The following is a 20891-nucleotide window of genomic DNA, read 5'->3' as shown; positions in this document are numbered from 1 at the left end:
GCCGTTCAGCGGGTTACGGATTCGTGATGGAGGCCAATCTCAGTTACTGCGACTGAACTCACGGAATGCATTGATTCTATCATAGATATAATAAATACCGCAGCGACCCCTTCGTCGGCTATGATGCAGGCTCGCGTACTTCCGTCGGCTATGATGCAGGCTCGCGTACTTTCGTCGACCGTCGATCAGCAAGCGCTGCTCGACTCGGCGGAGAGGTGATGAGAGATGCGATACACACACGGGGTGGTCCACACCGGCGGCTCGGCTGCGGGCATACTCGACGACTGGCTTCCGTCCGACGCCAGCGTACAGTACGCAACCGACGGCGTGGCGATCGCGGCAGCGCCACGGGTACACCGGGCCTCGAACAGTCCCCACGCGGCCAGCAATGGATCGATCTGCTGCTGGGTGATCGGCGACGTGTACGGAGCCGACTCGAGCGACGGAACGCGACCCGGACAGTACGAGCCTCGTCCCACCGGTGTCGATCCCGCACAGTACTGCCTGTCGCGGTACGAACGCGAAGGGATCGACTTCGTCGGCGAACTCAACGGGAACTTCACGCTGCTCTTGTACGACGCGGAACGCGACCGACTCTCGTTGTGTACCGATCGACTCGGCACGGTACCGGTCTACTGGACGCGGCCAGATGACGAGACGCTCGTCTTTTCGACGAACGTCCAGGCGCTCCCGTTTCATCCGGCAGTTGACACTGCCTTCTCCCCGGCGTACCTCCACGAGTATCTCGCCTTTCGCCGAACGTTCGGGGTGACGACGCCGTTCGAGAAAATCGAGAAACTCGAGCCGGGGACGATCACGACGCTTTCGCTCGCCGAGGGCGACCTGACGACCGACCAGTACTGGCGGCCGCGATACTGCCCGCGCGATGAGTCGTTCGAGTGGTTTGTCGACGAGTTCACGCGTCGGTTCCGGACGGTCGTCGAGGAGTGGACGCGAGACGGTCGCGACTACGGCGTGTTGCTCTCCGGGGGCAGCGACTCCAGGCTCGTACTGGCTGGCCTCGAGGACGCGACAGCGTTTCATATGAACGATTGGATGAACCGCGAGGCCCGCATCGCGGAACGGGTCGCGCTTACAGCTGACGCCGAGTTCGAACTGCTCGAGCGGGGGCCACAGTACCGGATCAACGCGCTCGAGCGCAACCGGTGGGCGGGCTCGTTCAACGGCTGGTTCACGCAGCCGTACACGACCGGTTTCGAAGACGAACTCACGGACCGGATCGACGGACTCCTGTCGGGGCTGTACGCCGACTCGCTGTTCGACGGGTTCGGAATCCCGTCCCCGACGACGTCGCTCGGCCCGCTGGGATCGGTGACGCTGCCGGTCGAGCGGTCGGTCGAGACGGTCGACGACTACATCGATCTCCTGCTCGAGCGGGCCCACGACGATCTCGAAACCCCGACCGACCTCCGGACGGTGCTCGAGGAGAACATCTACCGCGAGGGCGATCGGATCGTCCATCACGGCGTCACCTACGACTCGCTCGAGGAAGTCGTCTACTACGGCGATCTGTATCCGTTGTCGAACGACGACGACATGCGATTTCACACCGCCCTCCGGCAGACCCTTCCGTATCGAACGCCGTTTCTCGACGACCGACTCGTCGACCTTTCGTTGTCGATGCCGATCCGGTACCGGCTCCGACGGAACCTCGTCAACCGGGCCGTCGAGCGACTGTCCCCCGAGTTGGTGGCGATCCCACACGCGAGCACCGGCGTTTCGCTCTCGCGGTCGTTCCCGGCCGCGTACGCCGGCGAACACGCGATGGAGTGCTGGCAGAAGTACGTCTCGCCCCGGTCGCCGCCGGAGCCGTATCTGACCGACGGCCCGTGGCTTGACGACGCAGAACTGCTTCGCTCGTTCGGGTTCGCGACCGACATCCTCGAGGCGAAGGGCGGTCTCGCCGACGCGCTCCCCGGTCCGGACGCCGACGCGATACGCGAGTTGTACCGGACCCACTGTCGCGGCGAAGACCGTGTCGGCGAGCTTTATACGCTGTTGACAGTCCTGACGATGCCCGCGACGGCGTGTGTACTCGAGGACGATTCGACGATGCGACACGATCACACGCCCGGTCCGTTCGAGCGGTGTCTCCAACCGACGGTGATCGATCTTGACTGACAACCGCGACGCCGTCGTCGTCACCGCATCGCGATATCCACACGGGTACGCGACCGTCAGATCGCTCGGTCACCGCGACGTCCATACGATCGCCGCGGTCGACGACGAGTCTCTGAGCGTCACCGCTTCCCGGTACTGCGACGAGTCGGTGCTGGTCTCACCGCCGAGCGATCTCCCGGCGTACAGGGACGCGCTGTTGGGCCTGGCCGCCCGGCCGGACGTTCGGACGATCGTCCCCCACCGGCCACACGACCCGTACGTCCTCGCGAAGTACGCCGACGAGTTCGAGCGCCACGTCGACGTCGTCGTCCCGAATCTCGAGACGCTGCAATCGGTTCACGACCGAAAGCAACTCGCGGAGGCTGCAAAGCAGGCCGATGTGGCGATCCCGGACACCCAACTGCTCGGCGACGTCGACGACTGGAGCGGCGACAGAGTCGTCAAGTCCCGGTACAACCTGCTCACCGATACGTACCTCGAGGAGTTCACGTTCGAGGACTCGACGATCGCCAAGTCGGTCGAACACGTACCGGCGGGCGAGACGCCGGACGTCGACACGCTCCAGGCGGAGATGGGCCACGAACCGATCGTCCAGGAGTACGTCGAGGGCGAGGAGTACCTCTTCGGGGCGCTGTACGACCACGGAGAAGCGCTCGGCACGTTCCAGCACCGCCAGCTTCGCGGCGACTCCTACACCGGCAGCGGGGGCGTCTTCCGGGAGTCGGTCGACATTCCGGAACTCGAGGACGCCGGCCGGGCGATCCTTGACGAACTCGAGTGGCACGGCCTCGCCTGTATCGAGTACGTCCGAGACACGAAAACCGGCGAGTTCTCGATCATCGAGATCAACCCGCGGATGTGGCAGTCGCTCGCGTGTGCGACTCGCGCCGGTGCGGACTTCCCGGCCTGGTACTGGCTGGCGGCCACCGGTCGGTCCGACCTGATCGAACCCGGCTACGACGTCGGCGTCGGCACCCACTACCTGTACGGCGAACTCGAGCATCTGGTAAGTGTCATTCGCGAGGACTCTCCGTTCGTCGAACGGCCTCCGCTGCCGGGGCGGGCGGCCGAGATTATCGGCTCGTGTGTTACGACGCCGCAGTTCGATTACGGCCATCTGGACGACCCGCGCCCGATCCTCCGACAGGTCAGGACCGAACTCGAGGGGGCGGTGACGAGACGGTTCGGCTCGGGGAGCAACTAACAGGTGGACGGCGCGTGGACGGACGACCGATAGCGTTTTTGAGGACTCGTCCGTGACAAACAGTCGTGTACGTACGCGGAACCGTCGCGGATGAGGTTGAGGTGCGGACGGTGTCGACGAGCTACGGCGAGAGCGACCTCGCTGAAGTGCCGTTGCGGATGGCAGGCGACGGCGATAACGGCACAGCGTCACAAACGGTGGCGCGTCCTCGAGACGACACGGAGACGGACCTCGCAGCTGGCCACGAGACCACGACGGTAACCCTCTGGAACAAGTGGGCTGAGTCGGCTGACTATCTCGAGCCGGGAATGGAGGTGCTCGTTACCAACGCCAAAAAAGAAGAGTATCAGGGCGAGACCCAGTATGCGACGACGGGCGACTCCTACGTCGTCGTCGAGCCGAGTTTTCTGGTGAACGTGACGGCGATCCGCAACTGGGTGGAGTGTCCCCGACTCTACTATCTGAACAAACTGTCGGGTGTGCCGCTGAACTATCCCGTCGTCAAAGGGACCCTGGTCCACGAAGTCTTTGGCGACCTGCTTCGTGGCCGCGACCTCGAGGAATCGATCGCCGCCCGCGTCGACGAACGCGGCCTCGAACTCGGCTTGCTCGGCGAGACGTCCGAGGCTGTCGCCGAGGAGGTTCGGGAGAACGCCACAGCGATCGAAGGGTGGCTCGAGCAGGGTCGGTTAACCGAAGAAGACAGCTGGCGCTCCGAGCAGTTGCTCATCAGCGAGACGTTCGGCATTCGCGGGCGGGCCGACGCCATCCGACGCGGCGCGCCGGTCGAACTCAAGACGGGCAAAAACCTGAAAAAAGAGCCGCGGTTCAAAGACAAGGTGCAGGCGGCCTGTTATGCGCTCTTGCTCGAAGAACACGGCGGCGACGTCGACCTCGGGACGCTGCTCTACACGAAAAACTCGGCGCTGGATCGCAACGAGGAAACGGGCGATCTCACCCCGGCAAAGGAGTTCACGATGGGCGATGGGCTGTTGAAGTTCGTCGTCCGCCAGCGCAACGAACTCGCGGCGATGGAGATCGCCGGCGACATCCCGACCGGCTACGAGGGGTCGGCCAAGTGTGAGTACTGTTTCGAACAGGACACCTGCATGGTCGTCTCGGGCCGACTCGATCAGGAGTCGAAAGCCGGCCAGATCGCGACGCCGCTACCCGAGGAGGAACGCGACTACTTCCAGCGCTTTTACCGGGCGATCGAAGAAGAACGCCGCGAAGTCCACCGCGAGTACGCCAAACTCTGGGAACAGGATGCCCAGGAACGAGCCGACGACGACCGGGCGCTGATCGACCTCGAGTTTATCGAGAAACGCCCACTCGAGGGCGGTCGCTGGGAGCTTCGCGCCCGCCGGACGAGCAGCGCGAACTCGAAGATACGGGAAGGCGACTTCGTCTTGGCGAGCGACGGCCATCCAGTCCGGGGGAGTTCGGAACTCGCAACCATCGAACGGTTGGACGATGTGGTCGTCCTGACGGCCGACGAGCCGGTCGAGGTCACGCGGCTCGACGTCTACCCCTCCGAACTGACGACCGACCGGCTGCTGGTCGCGATGCACGACGCGTTGCTCAAAGGCGACGAGCGTCGCAAGGATATCCTGTTCGGGCGAGCCACGCCCGAGTTCGAGGAGAGCGGTGCGTCGGAGACGCACCGAAACAGAGCCGGTGAAACCGGCGGCGTCGACGAGACGTTCATCGACAACAACGCCGCCCAGAACGAGGCCGTAACGAAAGCCGTCGGCGCGAGAGACTGTGCCCTGATTCACGGTCCGCCGGGCACCGGGAAGACCTACACCATTGCCCGTGCCATTCGCGCGATGGTCGAACGCGGTGAGCGCGTCCTGCTCTCTGCGTTTACGAACCGAGCCGTCGACAACGCTCTCGAGGCCTTGCTCGAGCAACTCGAAGACGGCGTTGGGTCGCAGACGCAACGATCTGGAGACGGCGAAGGCGTCTCCGTCGTCCGCGTCGGCTCCGAAAGCGGCATCCGCGAGGATATGGAGCCGTATCGCCTCGAGCGCTCGGGGGACCCGGAAGACCGCGTCGCCGAACTCCAGAACGCACAGGTCGTCGCCGCGACGACGGCGACCTGTGGCTCTCGAGTGATGAAAGAGCAGGCGTTCGACGTCGCACTGGTCGACGAGGCCGCCCAGCTCACGGAGCCAGGCACCTGCGCGGCGATCAATCTCGCCGAGCGATTCGTCCTCGTCGGCGATCACGAACAGCTGCCGCCAGTCGTCCGCGCCGAAAACGACCTCACGGAGTCGCTGTTCGAACGCCTCATCGATTGCCATCCCGAGGCTGGGGTCATGCTCGACCGCCAGTACCGGATGAACCAGCGCATTCAGGCCTTCGCCTCGAGGGAGTTCTACGACGGCGAGCTCCGACCCGCCGAACCCGAGGTCGCCGGACGAACCTTGAACGATCTCGAGGGCGTTGCCAGGGATGCACTCCCCCCAGCACTGCAGGACCCAGTCACGTTCGTCGACGTCGAGGGCGACGGCGGGCAGTACACCGACAGTGAGGAGGCAGCGCGGATCGCCGACCTGATCGAGCAGTATGAGGCGGCAGGCCTCGAGCGATCCGAAATCGGCGTTATCGCTCCCTTCCGGGCGCAGGTCTCCGAACTCTCGAGACACGTGCCCGACGACGTCACCGTCGATACGGTCGACCGCTTTCAGGGCTCGAGTCAGGAGGTCATCATTATCTCTTTTACTGCGACGGGAACGCTCGAGGGACCCATCTTCGAGGATTACCGACGGATCAACGTCGCGCTGACCCGACCGAAACGCGCGCTCGTGCTCGTCGGCGATCCGGCAGCGCTGTCGTCTGACCCGGTCTATGCACGGATGCTCGAGTGGGCGCGGACGTAGCCCGACACAGGAGTGTTTGTTCCTTCGACGAGTTGGCAACAGGTTTATAGCTTGCTTCGAAAGCCGTCACAATGACAGAATCATCGAGACGACGACTGCTCGCCGTCGCTGTGGGCGTCATCGCCACAGCAGGTGCCGGCTGTCTGGACGAGTCATCCGTCGAACCCGACGAGTCGAGCGAAGACGACACCGACGGCGACGACTCGAATGCACTCGCCAACGCAGTGACGGCCGACGCAACTGTGGAGTATCCCGCGTTCGTCGACGACGACGTGCGCGTCACGGACGACGGGCAAGAGATCGAGTATTCGGGTTCCGAGTCGGCGTTCGTCCTCGCTGCACAGTTCGAGGGTGCGGACGCGACGGCCGACGAACTCCGTGTCAGCCGTGATCTCGACAGTGACGTCCCGACGGCCTACATCGCCCCAGTCGTGGACAGCGACAGCGTGACGTATCACGTCTTTGCGAACGGGCCGTTCGTCGATCATGCCGACTGGACGCTCGTCGAGCTCGTGGACAACACCCCCGCTGACGAGCGTCAAGCGTCGTTCGACGACCTGCAAGCCGGCGTGTTCCACCTCGAGACGAGTGCCGACGCCGACGGCCTCGTCGTCGTCGACGGCGGCCAGGATGCACTCGAGGCAGGGACGGCGACGCTTGTCGGCATTCACCGACGGGGCACCGATACCGAAACGGAGAGTGTTCCACAGGTCGCGTTCGATATCGAACGGCTGGACGACGAGGCGACCGTCGAACTCACCCACACGGGCGGTGACCACCTCGAGGGCGACGCCGTCGTCGTCGAGGTCGACGGCGACCGACACGAAAACCCGTTCGGCGTCGAGACGGTAACCGCAGGCGAGACAGCCACGATGGAGGACGTGCCAACCGGAGCGGAACTGACGGTGATCTACGACGACGGCGAGACTGCCACCGTCATGACTACGGCGAAGATCGAGTGAGTTTCTCGCGTTCGCTCGTGTCGGCCGCGGGTCCGGATCGACGGCGGTCGGCGTCGATTCGAGAGCCGGCCCGACGCGACGGCGACGGGATACGCTTATATAGATTTGCCTGACAGTCAGTACCCGTGATGAGACTCGAAGCGGAGAGTGAACTCGTTCGCGAGGCGGTGTCGGCGGAGTATGCGGAGTTCGTGATCGCGATCACCGAACTCGGCGGCGTCACGGCGCTGATGGGGATCCTCGCGCTGTTGTTCTGGTGGGGCGATCGCCGGCAGAGCGCGCTCGTGATCAGCTACGCGATCGCCGGCCTCGCGGTGATGCTCGCGTTGAAAACAGCGCTCGCACTCCCGCGCCCGCCGGAAGACGCCATGCTGGTCGCCCTCGAGAGTGAACGCGAGGGCTACGGCTTCCCGAGCGGTCACGCGTTCGCGGCGACGGTCGTCTATGGCGGTCTGCTCTCGGTATCCAACCGATCTCGAGAGACGTGGGCCGTCGCCGGCGTCGGGGCGCTCGTCATCGCCATCTCGCTCTCGAGAGTCGTCCTCGGGGTCCACTACCTCGGTGATGTGATCGTCGGCGCACTGTTGGGGATCGGCTTCGTCGTCGCGATGAACCGACTCACTCGCGGTGTGCCGGCAGTCGGATTCGCGATCGCGATCGTCCTCGCGGTGCCCGCCCTCGTCATCACTGGCGGCCGCGAGGACACTATCCTTGCCGTTGGCGGGGCGCTCGGCGGCCTGCTGACTGCCGGTCGAATCAACGGGCTACCAGCCCTGCGCTCGAGACTCGAGGGCGTCGCCCTCGCCGCTGTCGGTGGCGGCGGCGTCGTGGCACTCCAACTTGCCGAATCGGTCGTCAGCGCCACACTCTCGCTCGGCGCACTCTACGCTGCCCTCGTCGCGTGGATCGTCGTCGTTCCCGCGGTCGTCGGCCACGTCGGTTCGGCGGTGGTCGATCGTCGCTCGAGTCGTTACGCCGAGGAGTAGTCGACGCTCCCTTCGTCCTCGCTCATTCGAATCCAGTACAGCCGAGTGTACGGTACGTGGACGAAGCCCGCGTTCTCGAGTCTGATTCGAACGCCCTGTACCTTCCCCGAGTCCGTGATATGCTCGGCGTCGACCCCTTCCTCGGCGGTGCCGTCGGGTGTCTCGTACGCGATTGTCGCCATACCGCGACAACCACCATCGTGAGGAAAACACTCGTGCAGGCGAATTCGCGCAGGGTCCGGTCTCGGAACGTGGAAGACGGCCGGGGATTTACCGCTGTCGGCGGTGAGGACTCGCTATGCTCGACTCGCTTCACCCGCGTCGGCCCGGCGTTCGGGTCGTGGTCTGGGTCGTCGTCGCGATCGCGCTGACGTCCATCGTGACTGGCGTCGCGGCGATCCTCACGGACCCCGCTATCGAGGCGGCCGGCGTCCTCGGGACGCTGCAGTCGGTCACGGAGTTCAGCGGCACCATCATTGGCTTCGCCCTGCTCGTCACCGCGTGGGGAATGCGACGGGGGTACCGAATCGCGTTCGCCGCCGCTGTCGCCCTCATCGGGCTGTCAGCGGCTCACGGTATCGTCCAGTACCGGCTGCTCTCGGTGCCGCTCGTTGTCCTCTCTGTCGGCGGTCTCGTCGTTCTCGTGGCCACGAGCGGGCGGTTCGGTCGCTCGAGTCATCTCACTGCAACGCAGATCGGCGCGCTGCTGGCGCTCGTCGGCGTGTTCTGTTACGGCACTGCCGGTGCGTACGCGCTCCGCGGAGAGTTCGACGGCGTTGACGGCGTCGTCGACGCGGTCTACTTCACTGTCGTCACCGCGAGTACAGTCGGCTACGGCGACATCCACGCAGCCACCGATTCGGGACGCCTGTTCGCCATCTCGCTGGCGATCCTTGGGCCCGCGACCATCGCCGCGGCCGCCGGCAGCCTGTTCCAGCCCGCACTCGAGGCCCACCTCGAGCGAACCGGCCGGCGCGCGATGACGACGACCGACACCAGTGGTGCCGGCGACACCGAGGACGGAGAGACGCCACAGGTCGCCGTCCTCGACGGCGACGCGACGCTCGTGCCCGTAATCGAGAGGCTTGGGAAACACGCGTCGGTCACGGTCCTCACGAACGAAGACGCGGTTTCGAGCCTGCCTGACGACGTCAGTAGGTTCGTCGGCGAGGTGACGGACAGCGACACGCTCGAGCGAGCGGGACTCGAGCGGTGTCGCGCAGTGCTCGTTTCGGCTGCTGGAACCGACGCCGGCGACGCCATCGCTGCCACCCAGTCGCACACCGACGCCAAAATCGTGGCCGTTGCTACAGCCGACTCGAGCGGCTCGCTCGTTCGTCTCGGGGCGGACGTCGTCGTCGCGCCCGACCCGGTCCTCATCGAGACGGTCATCGACGCAGTGCTGGCAGCCAGCAGTCCCGACGGTCAGTCCTCGGCGTCGGCCGCCTCCCAGAGGGGGTAGAGGTCGTCCTCAATCGGGTCGGTTATCGACTCGCCGTCGAGGATCAGTTCGAACGCACCCGCTTGGACCGTGCCGATTTCGGCCCCTTCGAGGCCTGCCTCGGCGAGCGACTCGAGACAGTCATCGACGGCCTCGCTTGGCACGGTCGCGAGCAACGCCCCGGAGCCGAAAATCCGCAACGGATCGACGTCGGCCGCCTCGCAGAGCTGCTGGGTCTCCTCGCGAATCGGCACCGCGTCGCGATCGATCTCGAGTCGAACGTCGGAGGCGCGGGCAATCTCGAGCGCGCCGGCGGCGACGCCGCCCTCAGTGGGGTCGTGCATCGCCGTGGCATACTCCCGGATCGCGCGGCCGTCGGCGACGATACTGATCTCGTCGACAAACCCCGCAGCGCGCTCGCAGGTGGCGTCGTCGACACCGAGGTCATCGCCGAAGTCGGACGCGAGGATGGCGGTTCCCTCGAGGCCGGCGGCTTTCGTCAGGATGACGCTGTCACCGGGTTCAGCACCGTGTGTCGGGACGAACGACTCGGCCATCCCCATCGCCGTCAGCGAGAGCAGCGGGCGCTCGAGTTGGTCGACGTACTCCGTGTGGCCGCCGACGATCGACGCGCCGATATCTCGAGCGGCCGCGTCGAGGTCGCGCGTGATCGCCTCGAGTGGCGCGTCCTCGTCGGGGAGCATGATGACGGCCGTCAGCCAGCGCGGGTCGGCACCCGAGGCAGCGACGTCATTGCAGGCGACGCGGACGGCGAGCGTGCCGACCTGCGAGGCCGCAAGCGAGATTGGATCGGAGCTGACGACGAGCGTCTCGTCGCTTCCGGGGACTGCGATTCCGGCGGCGTCCTCGCCGTCTGCGGGTCCCTGTAGTACTGTCTCGTCGTCGGCAGCCGTTCCCGTCCGGCCGAAGACGTGGTCGAGCAAGTCGTCCGGGCTCACCTTGCCGGGCATACCACGAACTGAGGGGATTGGGGGTTTGTAGCTGTCGGGGTCGACTCGAGCGCACGGTCGAAAAACACACCGCGGCCGACGTCGTTCGACCGCCGGTGCTCAGTCGGCTCCCGGTGCCACTGCATCCATCGTCTGTCGAACCTCGGCTTCCGTCGCGCCACGTGGGAAACTGACGGCGATCGCGTCGATCCCGTCGACGGCCTCGTAGCGCTCGAGGCTCTCACGAGCCGATTCGGGGTCGCCCACGGCACAGAGATCAGAGAGGAGGTCGTCTCCAAGGAGCTCGAGTGCGCGCTCGCGGTCGCCTGCCTGCCAGGCGTCATGAATCGCTACGGCCTCGTCGTAGCCCTGTCGCTCGAGTGCATCGCGGTAGAACGTTCCCATGCCGCCAACGTAGAAGGCGACGTGCTGGCGCGCGAGTTCGCGGGCGCGGGCCGTATCGTCCAGCACACAGCAGGTCACGCCGGTCGTCACTCGAACGTCCTCGGGGTTGCGCTCGCCCAGTTCGGCCCCGCGTTCGATGTTCTCGAGGCGGTCGCGGACGCCGTCGGGGGTGAGCATGATCCCGTGCCAGCCGTCGGCAAAACGGCCGGCGAGTTCGACGGCCTTCGGCCCCATGCCGGTCACTTCGATCGGCGGGGTCGGCTCCGGTGGCGCACAGCGCAGCCGAAAGCCCGCGAGGTCGAACTCGTCGCCGTCGTAGTCGACGGCCTCGCCCGAGAGCACCTGCCGAACGATGTCGACGGTCTCGCGGGTGCGCTTGAGCGGGTTGCCGTACTCGAGACCGTGCCAGTTCTCGATGACGGCGGGGCCGCTCGGGCCGAGTCCAAGTCGGAACCGGCCGCCGGAGACCTCCTGTAGCGTTGCTGCCGTCTGGCCCAACAGCGCTGGCGACCGTGAGTAGGTGTTGAGGATGCTCGAGCCGATCGCAATTTCGTCGGTGCGTTCGGCCATCGCCGTCAGGACGGTGACGGCGTCGCGGCCCCACGTCTCGGGGAGCCACGCGCAGTCGTAGCCGCCGGCTTCGGCCCGCTGGGTGTAGTCGACGATCGAGTCGACGGTCGGCTGGGCGGCGACCGGCAGGTGGACGTCTCGGTCTGTCATCGCTTTCGATCCTCCGAACTCCGTGTGACAACTCGAGACATTGTCGTCTCGGCGTCGAGGCGTGGCTGTGGTACCATTGGTCGTTTCACTCGCCAGTATGGGTGGTTCGCTGATAAAAACGAGGACGCTGCCGAAACGTCATGAGAGACGACCCCCGGTTGATCACTGTTCGTCCCGGAGGTCCTTGTAGATCTGTGGATCCGTCTGGAACTTCAACACGTTGTGAACGGACGAGTTCCGGATGTTTGCGATCACGCCGCCGTGTTCTTTGTAGCAGTTGTGGATCCACTTCGAAATCTGCTCGCGACTGCGAAACATCATGACCGTTTTCCACTGGTACTCGCCATCCGAGAGGAAGAAAAACAACGTATGTTTGTCGTTTTTGATATGCTCCATTGCGTCTCGCCAGTTGTCTTCGAACTGTTGTGTGTTGAACTTGAACTCGAACAGCGCGAACGTGTAATACTCCTCGTTTGGAATAATGGCCTCCCGGAACACACCCTCATCGCGCATCCGTCGAATCGACTCGCTGACCGTCACGTGTGAGACGTCGATATCGTACTTCGACTCGAGGACGTTCGTCAGTTCCCGCGAAGACAGCTGTGGGTCACTCGAGAGTTCACAGAGGATAGCAATATCACGGTCCTTGAAATCCCAGTTTGGTTGTTCGTTATCAGTCATAGTTGTCTACCGTTCTGTGGTTCAGTGATGTGTATCTGTTCAATCCGCGAGTTCAGTCAGTCGGTCCCTGCTGACCGCGACAGCGGCTGGCTCACCGCCAGCGCACACCAGAATGCTGCAGGTCATCCAACTATATGTGCGAGCTATGGATTTCGAGCCACTGCTGCGGAATTATATTGAATGGTATCTATGAGTTGTGGAAGCGCTGTCCTGACGGTATCGTCTCAGTTGTCGTCTGAGCTGGCCTGTAGTCCCTGCAGCGACTCATCGCCGATCTCCTCGAGGACGTGTTCGTGAAACGCCTGCAACGCGGCGCTTTCGTCTTCGGCAAGGACGACGTCGCTGGCCGACAGCGTCGCCAGCCCGAACGCCCGCGGCGTCGGCGAATCGAGCAGGGTTCGAGAAACCTCGAGGTCGCCGGTCTCGATGTCGCCGACGACCGCCTCGATTTTGTCGACGTTGAGTTTGTCTTCGAGCACCTCTCGATACGTTTCCTCGATAACGGCGAAGTTCTCGAGGTCCTCCGCAAAGCCGAGTAACATCTCGCTCGAGACTTGCTGTTCGCTCGCCGATTTCTCGTAGCCTTTGTAGCGTTTGAGGATCATCAGCGCTCGCGTCGCGTTGATCCGGAAGTATCGCTGGAGGAGGTCCGTGCCCGAGATCGCCTGTCGGAGGTCCTCGCGGACGTCGTCGGCCTCGAGGTCGTCGATGAGTCCCTCGAGATCGACCTTGCGATTCAACGGCATCGAGAGGACGAAGCCGTTGTCAGCGACGGCGACACGGACGTTGGTGGTCGCCTGCTGGGCGCAGTGGTAGGCAAACAGCCGCGAGAGGCCGTCGTTGACTTTGCGGCCGTACGCCGAGTGGACGTAGTAGTGGCGTTCGTACTCCTCGCGGTCGCGGACGACTTCGATCGCGAGTCGGTCGTGGGTGCTTACGCTCTCGAGGCCGGCGTACTGGAGTTGGTGGTCGAACAGTCGGGCGATCGCGCGCACGCTGTCGTCGTCCAGCGGGAACTCTCGCAGCCAGGCCCGAACGCGGGGTGGTCCGCCAGTCTCGTAGTGGTCGAGCAGGGCAGCCTGGAACGTGAGGATCTCTCGGCCGAGATCGACCGACAGCGGTAGCCGTTCGGAGTACCACGAGGGGACAGTCGGGCGGGCGCTCGTGCGGTCGACGTACACTTTCGAGCCCCGCCGGTAGCGATACTCGAAGTGATCGCCGCCAAGGACGAACACGTCGCCCTTCTCGAGCGTATCGAGGTAGTTCTCGTCCAGTTGGCCGACCCACTCGTCGCTGGCGCGCGTATAGACATCGCAGGTGAACGAGTCCGGGATCGTCCCAATGTTAGTCATGTAGATGACCCGTGCCAGCCGGCCGCGTTTGCCGATCAGGGGCTCGCCGACGGGGAACGCCTCGTGGTGGTGCTCGCCGTCGGGTGGGTCGTTCTCGTCGCGCCAGATCTTCGCGTAGACGTTTCGATCCTCGAGGCCGGCGTACTCGGCGGTGAGATATCGCATGAGCGACTCGTACTCCGTCTCGGCGTAGTCCCGGTAGGGGTAGGCCCGCTTCAAAATCGCCTTCAGGTCGGCCTCCGGGCGGATCTCGGCGATCGCCATCCCGTAGACGTGCTGGGCGGCGACGTCCTGGGCGTTTTGAGGGATCGACACCGAGTCGACGAACCCGTCGTCGGCTTTTTTGAGCATGACCGCACACTCGAGCAGTTCGTCCCGATCCAGGGCGATCACCCGGCCGGTGACGGTCTGGCCGACGCGATGACCCGCGCGGCCGACTCGCTGGAGCAACGCGGCGACGCTTTTCGGCGAACCGACCTGGATCACCATGTCGACGTGGGGCATGTCGATCCCTAACTCGAGGCTGGTCGAGGTGGTGACGACGTCGATATCGCCGTCTTTCAGCCGCGTCTCGATATCTTGGCGCACGTCTTTCGAGAGGCTGCCGTGATGACAGCCGGAGTTTCCCTCGTCGTAGGCGTCGAAGCGCTCGCGGAGGGTGTGTAAGACCCGTTCGGCACCCGAGCGCGTGTTGGTAAAGACGAGTGTGTTCGTGTGGGCCTGAATATGCTCGTGGAGTTGGCGATAAAACCGCTCCTGGACGACCTCGCGGGAGGTGTTGATCAGATCGTCGGTCGGACACTCGAGTTCGATGTCGAACTCGCGGGCAAAGCGGGCGTCGACGATCTCGTACGGACGAGAGTCACCGCCCGGCGTCTCCTGCCCGACCAAAAACTCGGCTACCTGCGAGAGCGGGTCGATCGTCGCCGAACAGCCGATTCGCGTGATGTCGCCCTCGGTCATCGCCTCGAGTCGCTCGAGGCTAACCGACAGGTGGGTGCCGCGTTTGCCGTCCGCTAACGAATGAATCTCGTCGACGATGACGTACTCGACGGTGCGTAGCTTCTCGCGGAACTTCGGCGAGTTCAGCAAAATCGCGAGCGTTTCGGGTGTCGTGTTGAGGATGTGGGGTGTCTCCTCGAGCATCTGCTGACGGTCGCTCGAGGACGTATCGCCGTGGCGAATCGCGTGGCGGATCTCGCCCATCTCCCGGTTGTCGTCTCGGCTCGCGACGATGTCTTCGATCCCCTCGAGGGGGACCTCGAGGTTGCGGTGAATGTCGTTGGCGAGTGACTTCAGCGGTGAGATGTAGAGACAGTAGACGGAGTTCTCGAGACCAGAATCGGCTGCCGTCTCCCGAACAGGCGGCTGCGTCTCGGTGTCGTTGTGTTCCCGATCGCGTTTGTAGAGTTCGTTGATAATCGCACAGAACGCACTCAGCGTCTTTCCCGAACCAGTGGGTGCACAGATCAGCGTATTCGTTCTCTCGTGGATCTTCGGGATCGCACCTCGCTGTGGTGGCGTAAAAAAGCCGCTATTCTCGGGAACGTACTCGCCGAAGGCCTCGAGCCACCACTCCTGGACTGCGGGCTCGAGCAACTCGAAAACGTCACCGTCCTCGATCGTAACCGCGTCGGGATCGAACGGCAACTCGGCGTCGGAATCCAGCACCGATGGGCGCACACTCCCGTCCATTGTCGTCGTCTGGGGGATGGGTATGTAAGAGGGTTTGCCCACCGGAGTGAAAGTAAACCGTGCGTCGTCGGTCAGAGGATCGCTGTCGCGATCGCAACGATGACGAACACATGCCAGACGAGGACGGCGGCTCTGGCACCCGCCGTCGGGAGCGGCGGGTTGCGAAACATCGCATCGTAGACGAACAGCGTCGCAAATACCGCCCCGCTGGCAAGTCCAACTTCGAACGCGACGGATGTGGCAACACCGATCGCCACCCCGAACGCGAGGCTCCCGGCGATAGCGAGCAGGAGTTTGTCGTAGTACTCGAGCGATGGCACTGTTCTACAAGAATGGAGGGCGTCCAGCATGGAAAACCCCTCGCCGATTCCGGGGCGATAGGAGACCGATCGGGCGTGGGATAAGTCAGGACCAACGCACTCGAGTAGACCAGTGGTCGGAAGCGACGCGACCTCCAAGAGGCTACCCTTATCGGGCAGGCCGTTCGAAGGGTTCGATATGCGTGTCACCTTTCTCGGAACCGGGAGCGCAATGCCGACTGGTGAGCGCTTCCAGACGGGAGTGCTCGTTCAGGAGAACGGTCGAACTCTGCTCGTCGACTGTGGCTCGGGCGTCTTGCACCGACTCCAGCAATCCGGCGTCGGCTACGAGCGGATCTCGACGGTGTTGTTGACCCACCATCACCTCGATCACGTCGCCGACTTGCTGCCGCTGATGAAAGCCCGCTGGCTCGCCGGCGAAGAGCACCTCGAGATCGTCGGTCCGCAGGGAACGAAAGCGCTGGTCGACGACCTGCTCGACGTTCACGAGTACATGCAGGATAAACTCGATCTGCAGGTTCGGGAGGTCGTCGCTGGCGAGTTCTCCGTCGCTGGCTTCGACGTCTCGGCCTACGAAACGCGCCATTCGCTGCCGTGTCTGGCCTACCGGTTTGGCGATCTGTTCACCTTCAGCGGCGACACCGAGGCGTTTGCCGGACTGGCAAACTTCGCCGAAGGCTCGGCAATCCTGGCACACGACTGTTCGTTCCCCGACGACGTCGACGTCTCGAACCACCCGACACCGGAAACGCTCGGCACGGCACTTGCCGGCCGAGAGATCGGACGGGTTTACCTGACGCATCTGTATCCACACACCGAGGGCCGTCACGACGAGATGCTCGAGTCGATCGGCACCCACTACGACGGCGATGTCCGCTTCGCCGAGGATCTGAAAACGATCTCGGTCGAGTGATACCAGCGACGAATCCGTCAACAGCGGGCAGTGAGCAGTCAGACGGGCTGCTGTCCCGATCACCAGAGACGAGGTCGGTGAGCGGCGGTCAGTGACGACAGCAGTCCGTCTCAGTGTCGCCGATGAACTTCTTTTTCGCCGATCCTCACTCCTGAGTTGACGACCCTATCACCTGTGTTCAAAGCCAACGCCACCCATGCCTAACAGTGATATCCGAACGAAGTATATAGCAGTAGTTTGTAGGATCATAACAACAGAATGGTCCCACAACTCCAATCGGCCTATTTCGAGGCGATAGATGGATGAGCGTCCCGAATCGTCTCGCAGACGTCGTAACCCGTCACTCTCGAGTCGTTATTCTTGCCCTCCTGTTGACGACAGCACTCGTGGGTGCAGGTGTGTCGATGGTCGACGACGAGTCCTCACTCGAGCAGTTCGAGACTGACTCACCGGAGGCCGAAGCGCTCGAGGATATCGACGAGCGCTTCGCCGCTGAAGGCGATGAAAACACGACATCAGTACAACTGATCGCGAGAGGCGATGACGTCCTGACACAGGAGTCGTTGGTCAGTTCACTTGAGTTCCAAGAAGAGATTCACGCGAACGAGTCGATCAACGCGACGCTCGTCGAGAACGATTCGATAACCGGCGTCGAAAACCTCGTCGCGATCACGGCAATCACCAACGAGCAGGTTGCCGAAATCGAAGCGCAAAGTGCCGAACTCGAGCAGCGTGAGGCCGACCTCGAGACCAGACGCGGCACGCTCGAGGATGGACTCAACGAGACGGTCGAACTCGAGCGGCAGTATCAGGCCGAACTTGCAGCAGGCGACGAGGCAGCTGCCGCAGACACGGAAGCCGACATCGAGGCGACACTCACACAGGCCGCCGAGGAAGCCGAACTCGACGATGAGCAGACCGCAGAGTACACCGAGTTCGGCGACCAGGCTCGAGAGATCGAGGCTGACCGCTGGGCACTCGAACAACAGTATGACGATCCGGCGACGAATCCCGAGGTCGCTGACGACTACGAGGCGCTAACCGAGAGCCTCGAGGACGTCTATGCCGGCGCGACGTTCGGCGTTCTCGAAGACGAGTACGACCAGCTCGAAGCGGACTCCGAACAGCTTCAGGAAGACCAACAGGCACTCGAGGAAGGTGGCGACGAGCGACCGTCGCTCGAGGCACAGATCGAGGCGCTCGAGGACCTCGATGAGGAGGAATTCGAGGACGCACTCACACAGACGCTCTCTGAAGACGGTGATGGCAGCGGGGCAGCACTTGGCTTCATGCCGACGTCGTATGAGCCTGGCACGACCGAGGCCGACGCTCGCATGACGCTGGTCTCCCAGCAGACGGGCGGCGAGATGATGGGGATGGAGGGTGGCTCCGGTCCGGCACTCGACGCTCAACTCGACCTTCGTGAACTCGCAAACCAGAACGAACAGGAGTATCTGGTTTTCGGCTTTGGCATCATCAACGACGAGATCGATCGATCGATGGGCGACAGTCTCGCGATTGTTGGCCCGCTCGCGCTGTTGTTCGTCGTCATCGCACTGTCGGTCGCCTACCGCGATCCGCTCGACATCGCGCTGGGGGTCGTCGGTATCCTTGCCGTGCTCGTCTGGACGTTCGGCTTCATGGGATGGGCCGGAATCGCCTTCAACCAGATGATGATCGCGGTGCCGGTGTTACTGATCGGGCTCTCGATCGACTACGCGATACACGTTTTTATGCGACATCGAGAGCAACGCGAGACCCAACGGATCTCGGATGAGCGAGCGGGAAGCGACGCGACCCGTGAGCAACGTGAGACGGATGGTGTAGACAGTACCGTCCGCGGATCGATGACGATCGCACTCGCGGGCGTCGGTGTCGCCCTCATTTGGGTGACGGCGACGACTGCGATCGGGTTCCTCGCGAACCTCGTCAGCCCGATCGGTCCCATTCGGGAGTTCGGGATCGTCAGCTCCGTCGGCATTATCGCAGCCCTGATCATCTTCGGCGCGCTCATTCCCGCGCTGAAAGTCGAGATCGATTCGGCACTCGAGGCACGCGGCTGGAACCGACACAAGCGCGCGTTCGGGACCGGTGAGGGCCGATTTACGAGCGCCCTCACGCTTGGATCGACCGCAGCCCGAAAAATCCCGCTTGTCATCCTGGTCGTGGCACTGTTGCTCACTGCTGGCGGCGTCTACGGCGCGAGCGAGGTCGACACCAGCTTCGACGAGGAGGATTTCCTCGCCGAGAGCCCGCCCGCCTGGACCGAGAACCTCCCAGCAGGGATGGCTCCGGGCGAGTATCAGGCCAAAGCTGATCTCGAGTTCGTCAACGAGAACTTCCAGCGTGATGATACGCAAGCCCAGATACTCATCGAGGGAGACATAGCCGACGACGGGAGCTTACAACAGGTCGCTGACGCACAGGACGAGGCGGCAGCGACCGACTCCGTCTACACGCTCGCAAACGGTGAGGCAGATATCCGAGGGCCACTCTCGGTGATGGAGGAGACAGCAGCCCAAAACGAGTCGTTCAACGAGTCGTTCCACGCTGCCGATACGGACGACGACGGTGTCCCCGACCAGAACGTCGACGCACTGTACGACGAACTGTTCGAGGCCAACGAGGATGCAGCCAGCAGCGTGCTCTACCGAACCGACGACGGCGAGTACGAGTCAGCGCGGTTGATCATCGCCACCCGCGGTGACGTCGGCTTCGGTCAGACGACCGACGATATGCGCGCCATTGCCGGAACAATCGACGCCAGCGGCACCGGCGATCAACGTAATCTCGATGCCGGCCCCGGAGAACTGAACGCGATTGCAACCGGCGACCCACTCGTCAACTACATCGTCGAGCAAGATCTGCTTGATACGGTGCTCCAGAGCCTGCTGATCACGCTCGTCGCCGTCTTCGGGTTCCTGACAGCAGCCTACTGGCTGACCGGAAACAGTGCGACACTTGGGGCCGTGACGCTGTTGCCGGTCGCCTTCTCGGTCAGCTGGATTCTGGGGACGATGCATCTCATCGGGATGCCGTTTAACGTGTTGACCGGGATGATCACTAGCCTCACGATCGGGCTCGGTGTTGCCTACAGTATCCACATCAGCGCCCGCTACACGCTCGAACTCGAGCGCCAGGGCAACGTCTGGTCGGCGATGCAGACGACTGTGACCGGAACCGGCGGCGCACTGCTTGGCAGTGCCGCAACCACCGTCGGTGGCTTCGGTACCCTTGCCTTCGCCATCCTCCCTGTCCTCCGGCAGTTCGGGATCATCACCGGGCTGACGATCACGTATGCGTTCCTCGCGAGCGTCGTCGTCCTACCGACGCTGCTGGTGTTCTGGACGCGATACTTCGGTCCGGACGTCTCCTTTGCGATGTCGGGAGCGACCACCCAAACGCCAACGGCAAGTGACGGTGGCACCGAAACCGAACCAAATGCGACAGGAGACGACTCACGAGGCGATGAGTAGTGACTGATGAAAGCGACGCCCTCGACGCGTTCGAACGGCTCGGGCTCACCAGCTACGAAGCCAAGGTGTTCATCGCCCTCCACCGACTCGGCTCCGGCACGGCACGCGACGTCGCCAGCGTCACCGACGTTCCCCGATCGCAGGTCTACAGCGTCGCCGAGAGCTTAGAGAACCGCGGCCTGCTCGAGATCCAGCAGTCGAATCCGATCCGCTACCGGCCGGTGAGCATCGAAGAAGCACAGGCCACGCTCGAGGAACGGTTCGAACGCGAACGCGAACGGGCCTTCGAGTACGTTGACACGGTCAAACAAGAGTCGGCGACCGAGGAGACACAGGAAGACATCTGGACGGTTCGGAGCCGCGACCGTGTCGACGACCGCGTCGTTGATCTGCTCTCACAGGCCGAGGAGACGATCGTCTTCGGAACGCGGCTGCCAGCGCTCGTCACGGAGCCGATCAAACGGACGCTCGAGGAACAGGCCGCAGCCGGCGTCTCAGTGCTCGTGATTAGCCGCACTGATGAGGTTCGGGCACAACTCGGTGCGCTCGAGGGCGTCGAGACCGCGGTTCCACCAGCCCATCGCGACGACGACCAGCGCTCGGGCCGGATCGTCATCGTCGACGACGACAGCCTCCTGTTGAGCGTCGTCGGTGACGACCACAGTGAGACGGCGATCTGGAGTTCCGACTCGCTGTTTGCGTCCGTCTTGATCCAGCTGATCCAGGCGAGCGACGAAGTACAGCCCGACATCAACTGAT

15 protein-coding genes are annotated in these 20891 nt (G+C 63.5%); 9 read left to right on the top strand and 6 right to left on the bottom strand.

Annotated features, from left to right (window positions below; translation table 11 throughout):
* Nucleotides 1-225: 225 nt before the first annotated feature.
* The 5 genes from DV706_RS10520 to DV706_RS10500 all read left to right on the top strand — a co-directional run bounded on the left by DV706_RS10520 (nt 226) and on the right by DV706_RS10500 (nt 8179).
* Entirely contained in the window at nt 226-2142 is a 1917-nt protein-coding gene (locus DV706_RS10520; protein WP_006064649.1) for an asparagine synthase-related protein, read from the top strand.
* Nucleotides 2135-3346, top strand: coding sequence for a carboxylate--amine ligase (locus DV706_RS10515; RefSeq protein ID WP_006064650.1), 1212 nt, complete (start codon nt 2135-2137; stop codon nt 3344-3346). The genes DV706_RS10520 and DV706_RS10515 overlap by 8 nt, the downstream gene beginning before the upstream one ends.
* Before the next feature lie 65 nt (nt 3347-3411).
* Nucleotides 3412-6231: an AAA domain-containing protein gene (locus DV706_RS10510; RefSeq protein ID WP_006064651.1), complete on the top strand. Its 2820-nt coding sequence runs from the start codon at nt 3412-3414 to the stop codon at nt 6229-6231.
* 71 nt (nt 6232-6302) lie between these two features.
* Nucleotides 6303-7193 carry a hypothetical protein gene (locus tag DV706_RS10505; RefSeq protein WP_006064652.1) on the top strand — a complete coding sequence of 297 codons (891 nt, stop codon included), beginning with the start codon at nt 6303-6305 and terminating at the stop codon, nt 7191-7193.
* 128 nt (nt 7194-7321) lie between these two features.
* Nucleotides 7322-8179 (top strand): phosphatase PAP2 family protein, encoded by an 858-nt coding sequence (locus DV706_RS10500; protein WP_006064653.1) that lies wholly within the window; start codon nt 7322-7324, stop codon nt 8177-8179.
* Here the strand turns inward: DV706_RS10500 and DV706_RS10495 are convergent.
* Nucleotides 8164-8361, bottom strand: a complete 198-nt coding sequence (locus DV706_RS10495; RefSeq protein ID WP_006064654.1) for a hypothetical protein — start codon at nt 8359-8361, stop codon at nt 8164-8166. The genes DV706_RS10500 and DV706_RS10495 overlap by 16 nt on opposite strands.
* A 116-nt stretch (nt 8362-8477) precedes the next feature.
* Between DV706_RS10495 and DV706_RS10490 the strand changes: the two genes are divergently transcribed.
* Nucleotides 8478-9641, top strand: a complete 1164-nt coding sequence (locus DV706_RS10490; protein ID WP_006064655.1) for an ion channel — start codon at nt 8478-8480, stop codon at nt 9639-9641.
* Here DV706_RS10490 and DV706_RS10485 read toward each other — a convergent pair.
* From DV706_RS10485 to DV706_RS10465, 5 genes are all read right to left on the bottom strand, one after another.
* On the bottom strand, nt 9605-10591 hold the full coding sequence (locus DV706_RS10485; protein ID WP_006064656.1) for an AIR synthase family protein: 987 nt from the start codon (nt 10589-10591) through the stop codon (nt 9605-9607). The two genes, DV706_RS10490 and DV706_RS10485, sit on opposite strands and share 37 nt — an antisense overlap.
* A 99-nt stretch (nt 10592-10690) precedes the next feature.
* Nucleotides 10691-11695, bottom strand: a complete 1005-nt coding sequence (locus DV706_RS10480) for a TIGR04024 family LLM class F420-dependent oxidoreductase (protein ID WP_006064657.1) — start codon at nt 11693-11695, stop codon at nt 10691-10693.
* 162 nt (nt 11696-11857) lie between these two features.
* Complete coding sequence (locus DV706_RS10475) at nt 11858-12376, bottom strand: Lrp/AsnC family transcriptional regulator (RefSeq protein WP_006064658.1); 519 nt, start codon at nt 12374-12376, stop codon at nt 11858-11860.
* A 224-nt stretch (nt 12377-12600) separates the two neighbouring features.
* Complete coding sequence (locus DV706_RS10470; protein WP_006064659.1) at nt 12601-15423, bottom strand: ATP-dependent helicase; 2823 nt, start codon at nt 15421-15423, stop codon at nt 12601-12603.
* A 71-nt stretch (nt 15424-15494) separates the two neighbouring features.
* A complete protein-coding gene (locus tag DV706_RS10465; RefSeq protein ID WP_240756746.1) occupies nt 15495-15773 on the bottom strand; it encodes a hypothetical protein in 279 nt (92 codons plus the stop codon).
* Between the two features lie 148 nt (nt 15774-15921).
* Here DV706_RS10465 and DV706_RS10460 point away from each other — a divergent pair, with 148 nt between their 5' ends.
* From DV706_RS10460 to DV706_RS10450, 3 genes are all read left to right on the top strand, one after another.
* A complete protein-coding gene (locus tag DV706_RS10460; protein ID WP_006064661.1) occupies nt 15922-16656 on the top strand; it encodes an MBL fold metallo-hydrolase in 735 nt (244 codons plus the stop codon).
* Nucleotides 16657-16958: 302 nt separating this feature from the next.
* Nucleotides 16959-20132: an MMPL family transporter gene (locus tag DV706_RS10455; RefSeq protein WP_006064662.1), complete on the top strand. Its 3174-nt coding sequence runs from the start codon at nt 16959-16961 to the stop codon at nt 20130-20132.
* Nucleotides 20132-20890: a TrmB family transcriptional regulator gene (locus DV706_RS10450; protein ID WP_006064663.1), complete on the top strand. Its 759-nt coding sequence runs from the start codon at nt 20132-20134 to the stop codon at nt 20888-20890. Before DV706_RS10455 ends, DV706_RS10450 begins: the two co-directional genes overlap by 1 nt.
* Nucleotide 20891 lies beyond the last annotated feature (1 nt).

The sequence above is a fragment of the Natronorubrum bangense genome (assembly GCF_004799645.1).
Classification (GTDB): Archaea; Halobacteriota; Halobacteria; order Halobacteriales; family Natrialbaceae; genus Natronorubrum; species Natronorubrum bangense.
Note: the sequence above shows the minus strand (reverse complement) of the source record. Positions and strands in the feature narration are given on the sequence as shown.

Excerpts from the sequence above, each read along its gene's own strand:
- DV706_RS10520 (WP_006064649.1), top strand. The coding sequence starts at position 226 with ATGCGATACACACACGGGGTGGTCCACACCGGCGGCTCGGCTGCGGGC.
- DV706_RS10505 (WP_006064652.1), top strand. The coding sequence starts at position 6,303 with ATGACAGAATCATCGAGACGACGACTGCTCGCCGTCGCTGTGGGCGTC.
- DV706_RS10500 (WP_006064653.1), top strand. The coding sequence starts at position 7,322 with ATGAGACTCGAAGCGGAGAGTGAACTCGTTCGCGAGGCGGTGTCGGCG.
- DV706_RS10495 (WP_006064654.1), bottom strand. The coding sequence starts at position 8,361 with ATGGCGACAATCGCGTACGAGACACCCGACGGCACCGCCGAGGAAGGG.
- DV706_RS10490 (WP_006064655.1), top strand. The coding sequence starts at position 8,478 with ATGCTCGACTCGCTTCACCCGCGTCGGCCCGGCGTTCGGGTCGTGGTC.
- DV706_RS10485 (WP_006064656.1), bottom strand. The coding sequence starts at position 10,591 with ATGCCCGGCAAGGTGAGCCCGGACGACTTGCTCGACCACGTCTTCGGC.
- DV706_RS10480 (WP_006064657.1), bottom strand. The coding sequence starts at position 11,695 with ATGACAGACCGAGACGTCCACCTGCCGGTCGCCGCCCAGCCGACCGTC.
- DV706_RS10475 (WP_006064658.1), bottom strand. The coding sequence starts at position 12,376 with ATGACTGATAACGAACAACCAAACTGGGATTTCAAGGACCGTGATATT.
- DV706_RS10470 (WP_006064659.1), bottom strand. The coding sequence starts at position 15,423 with ATGGACGGGAGTGTGCGCCCATCGGTGCTGGATTCCGACGCCGAGTTG.
- DV706_RS10465 (WP_240756746.1), bottom strand. The coding sequence starts at position 15,773 with ATGCTGGACGCCCTCCATTCTTGTAGAACAGTGCCATCGCTCGAGTAC.
- DV706_RS10460 (WP_006064661.1), top strand. The coding sequence starts at position 15,922 with ATGCGTGTCACCTTTCTCGGAACCGGGAGCGCAATGCCGACTGGTGAG.
- DV706_RS10455 (WP_006064662.1), top strand. The coding sequence starts at position 16,959 with ATGAGCGTCCCGAATCGTCTCGCAGACGTCGTAACCCGTCACTCTCGA.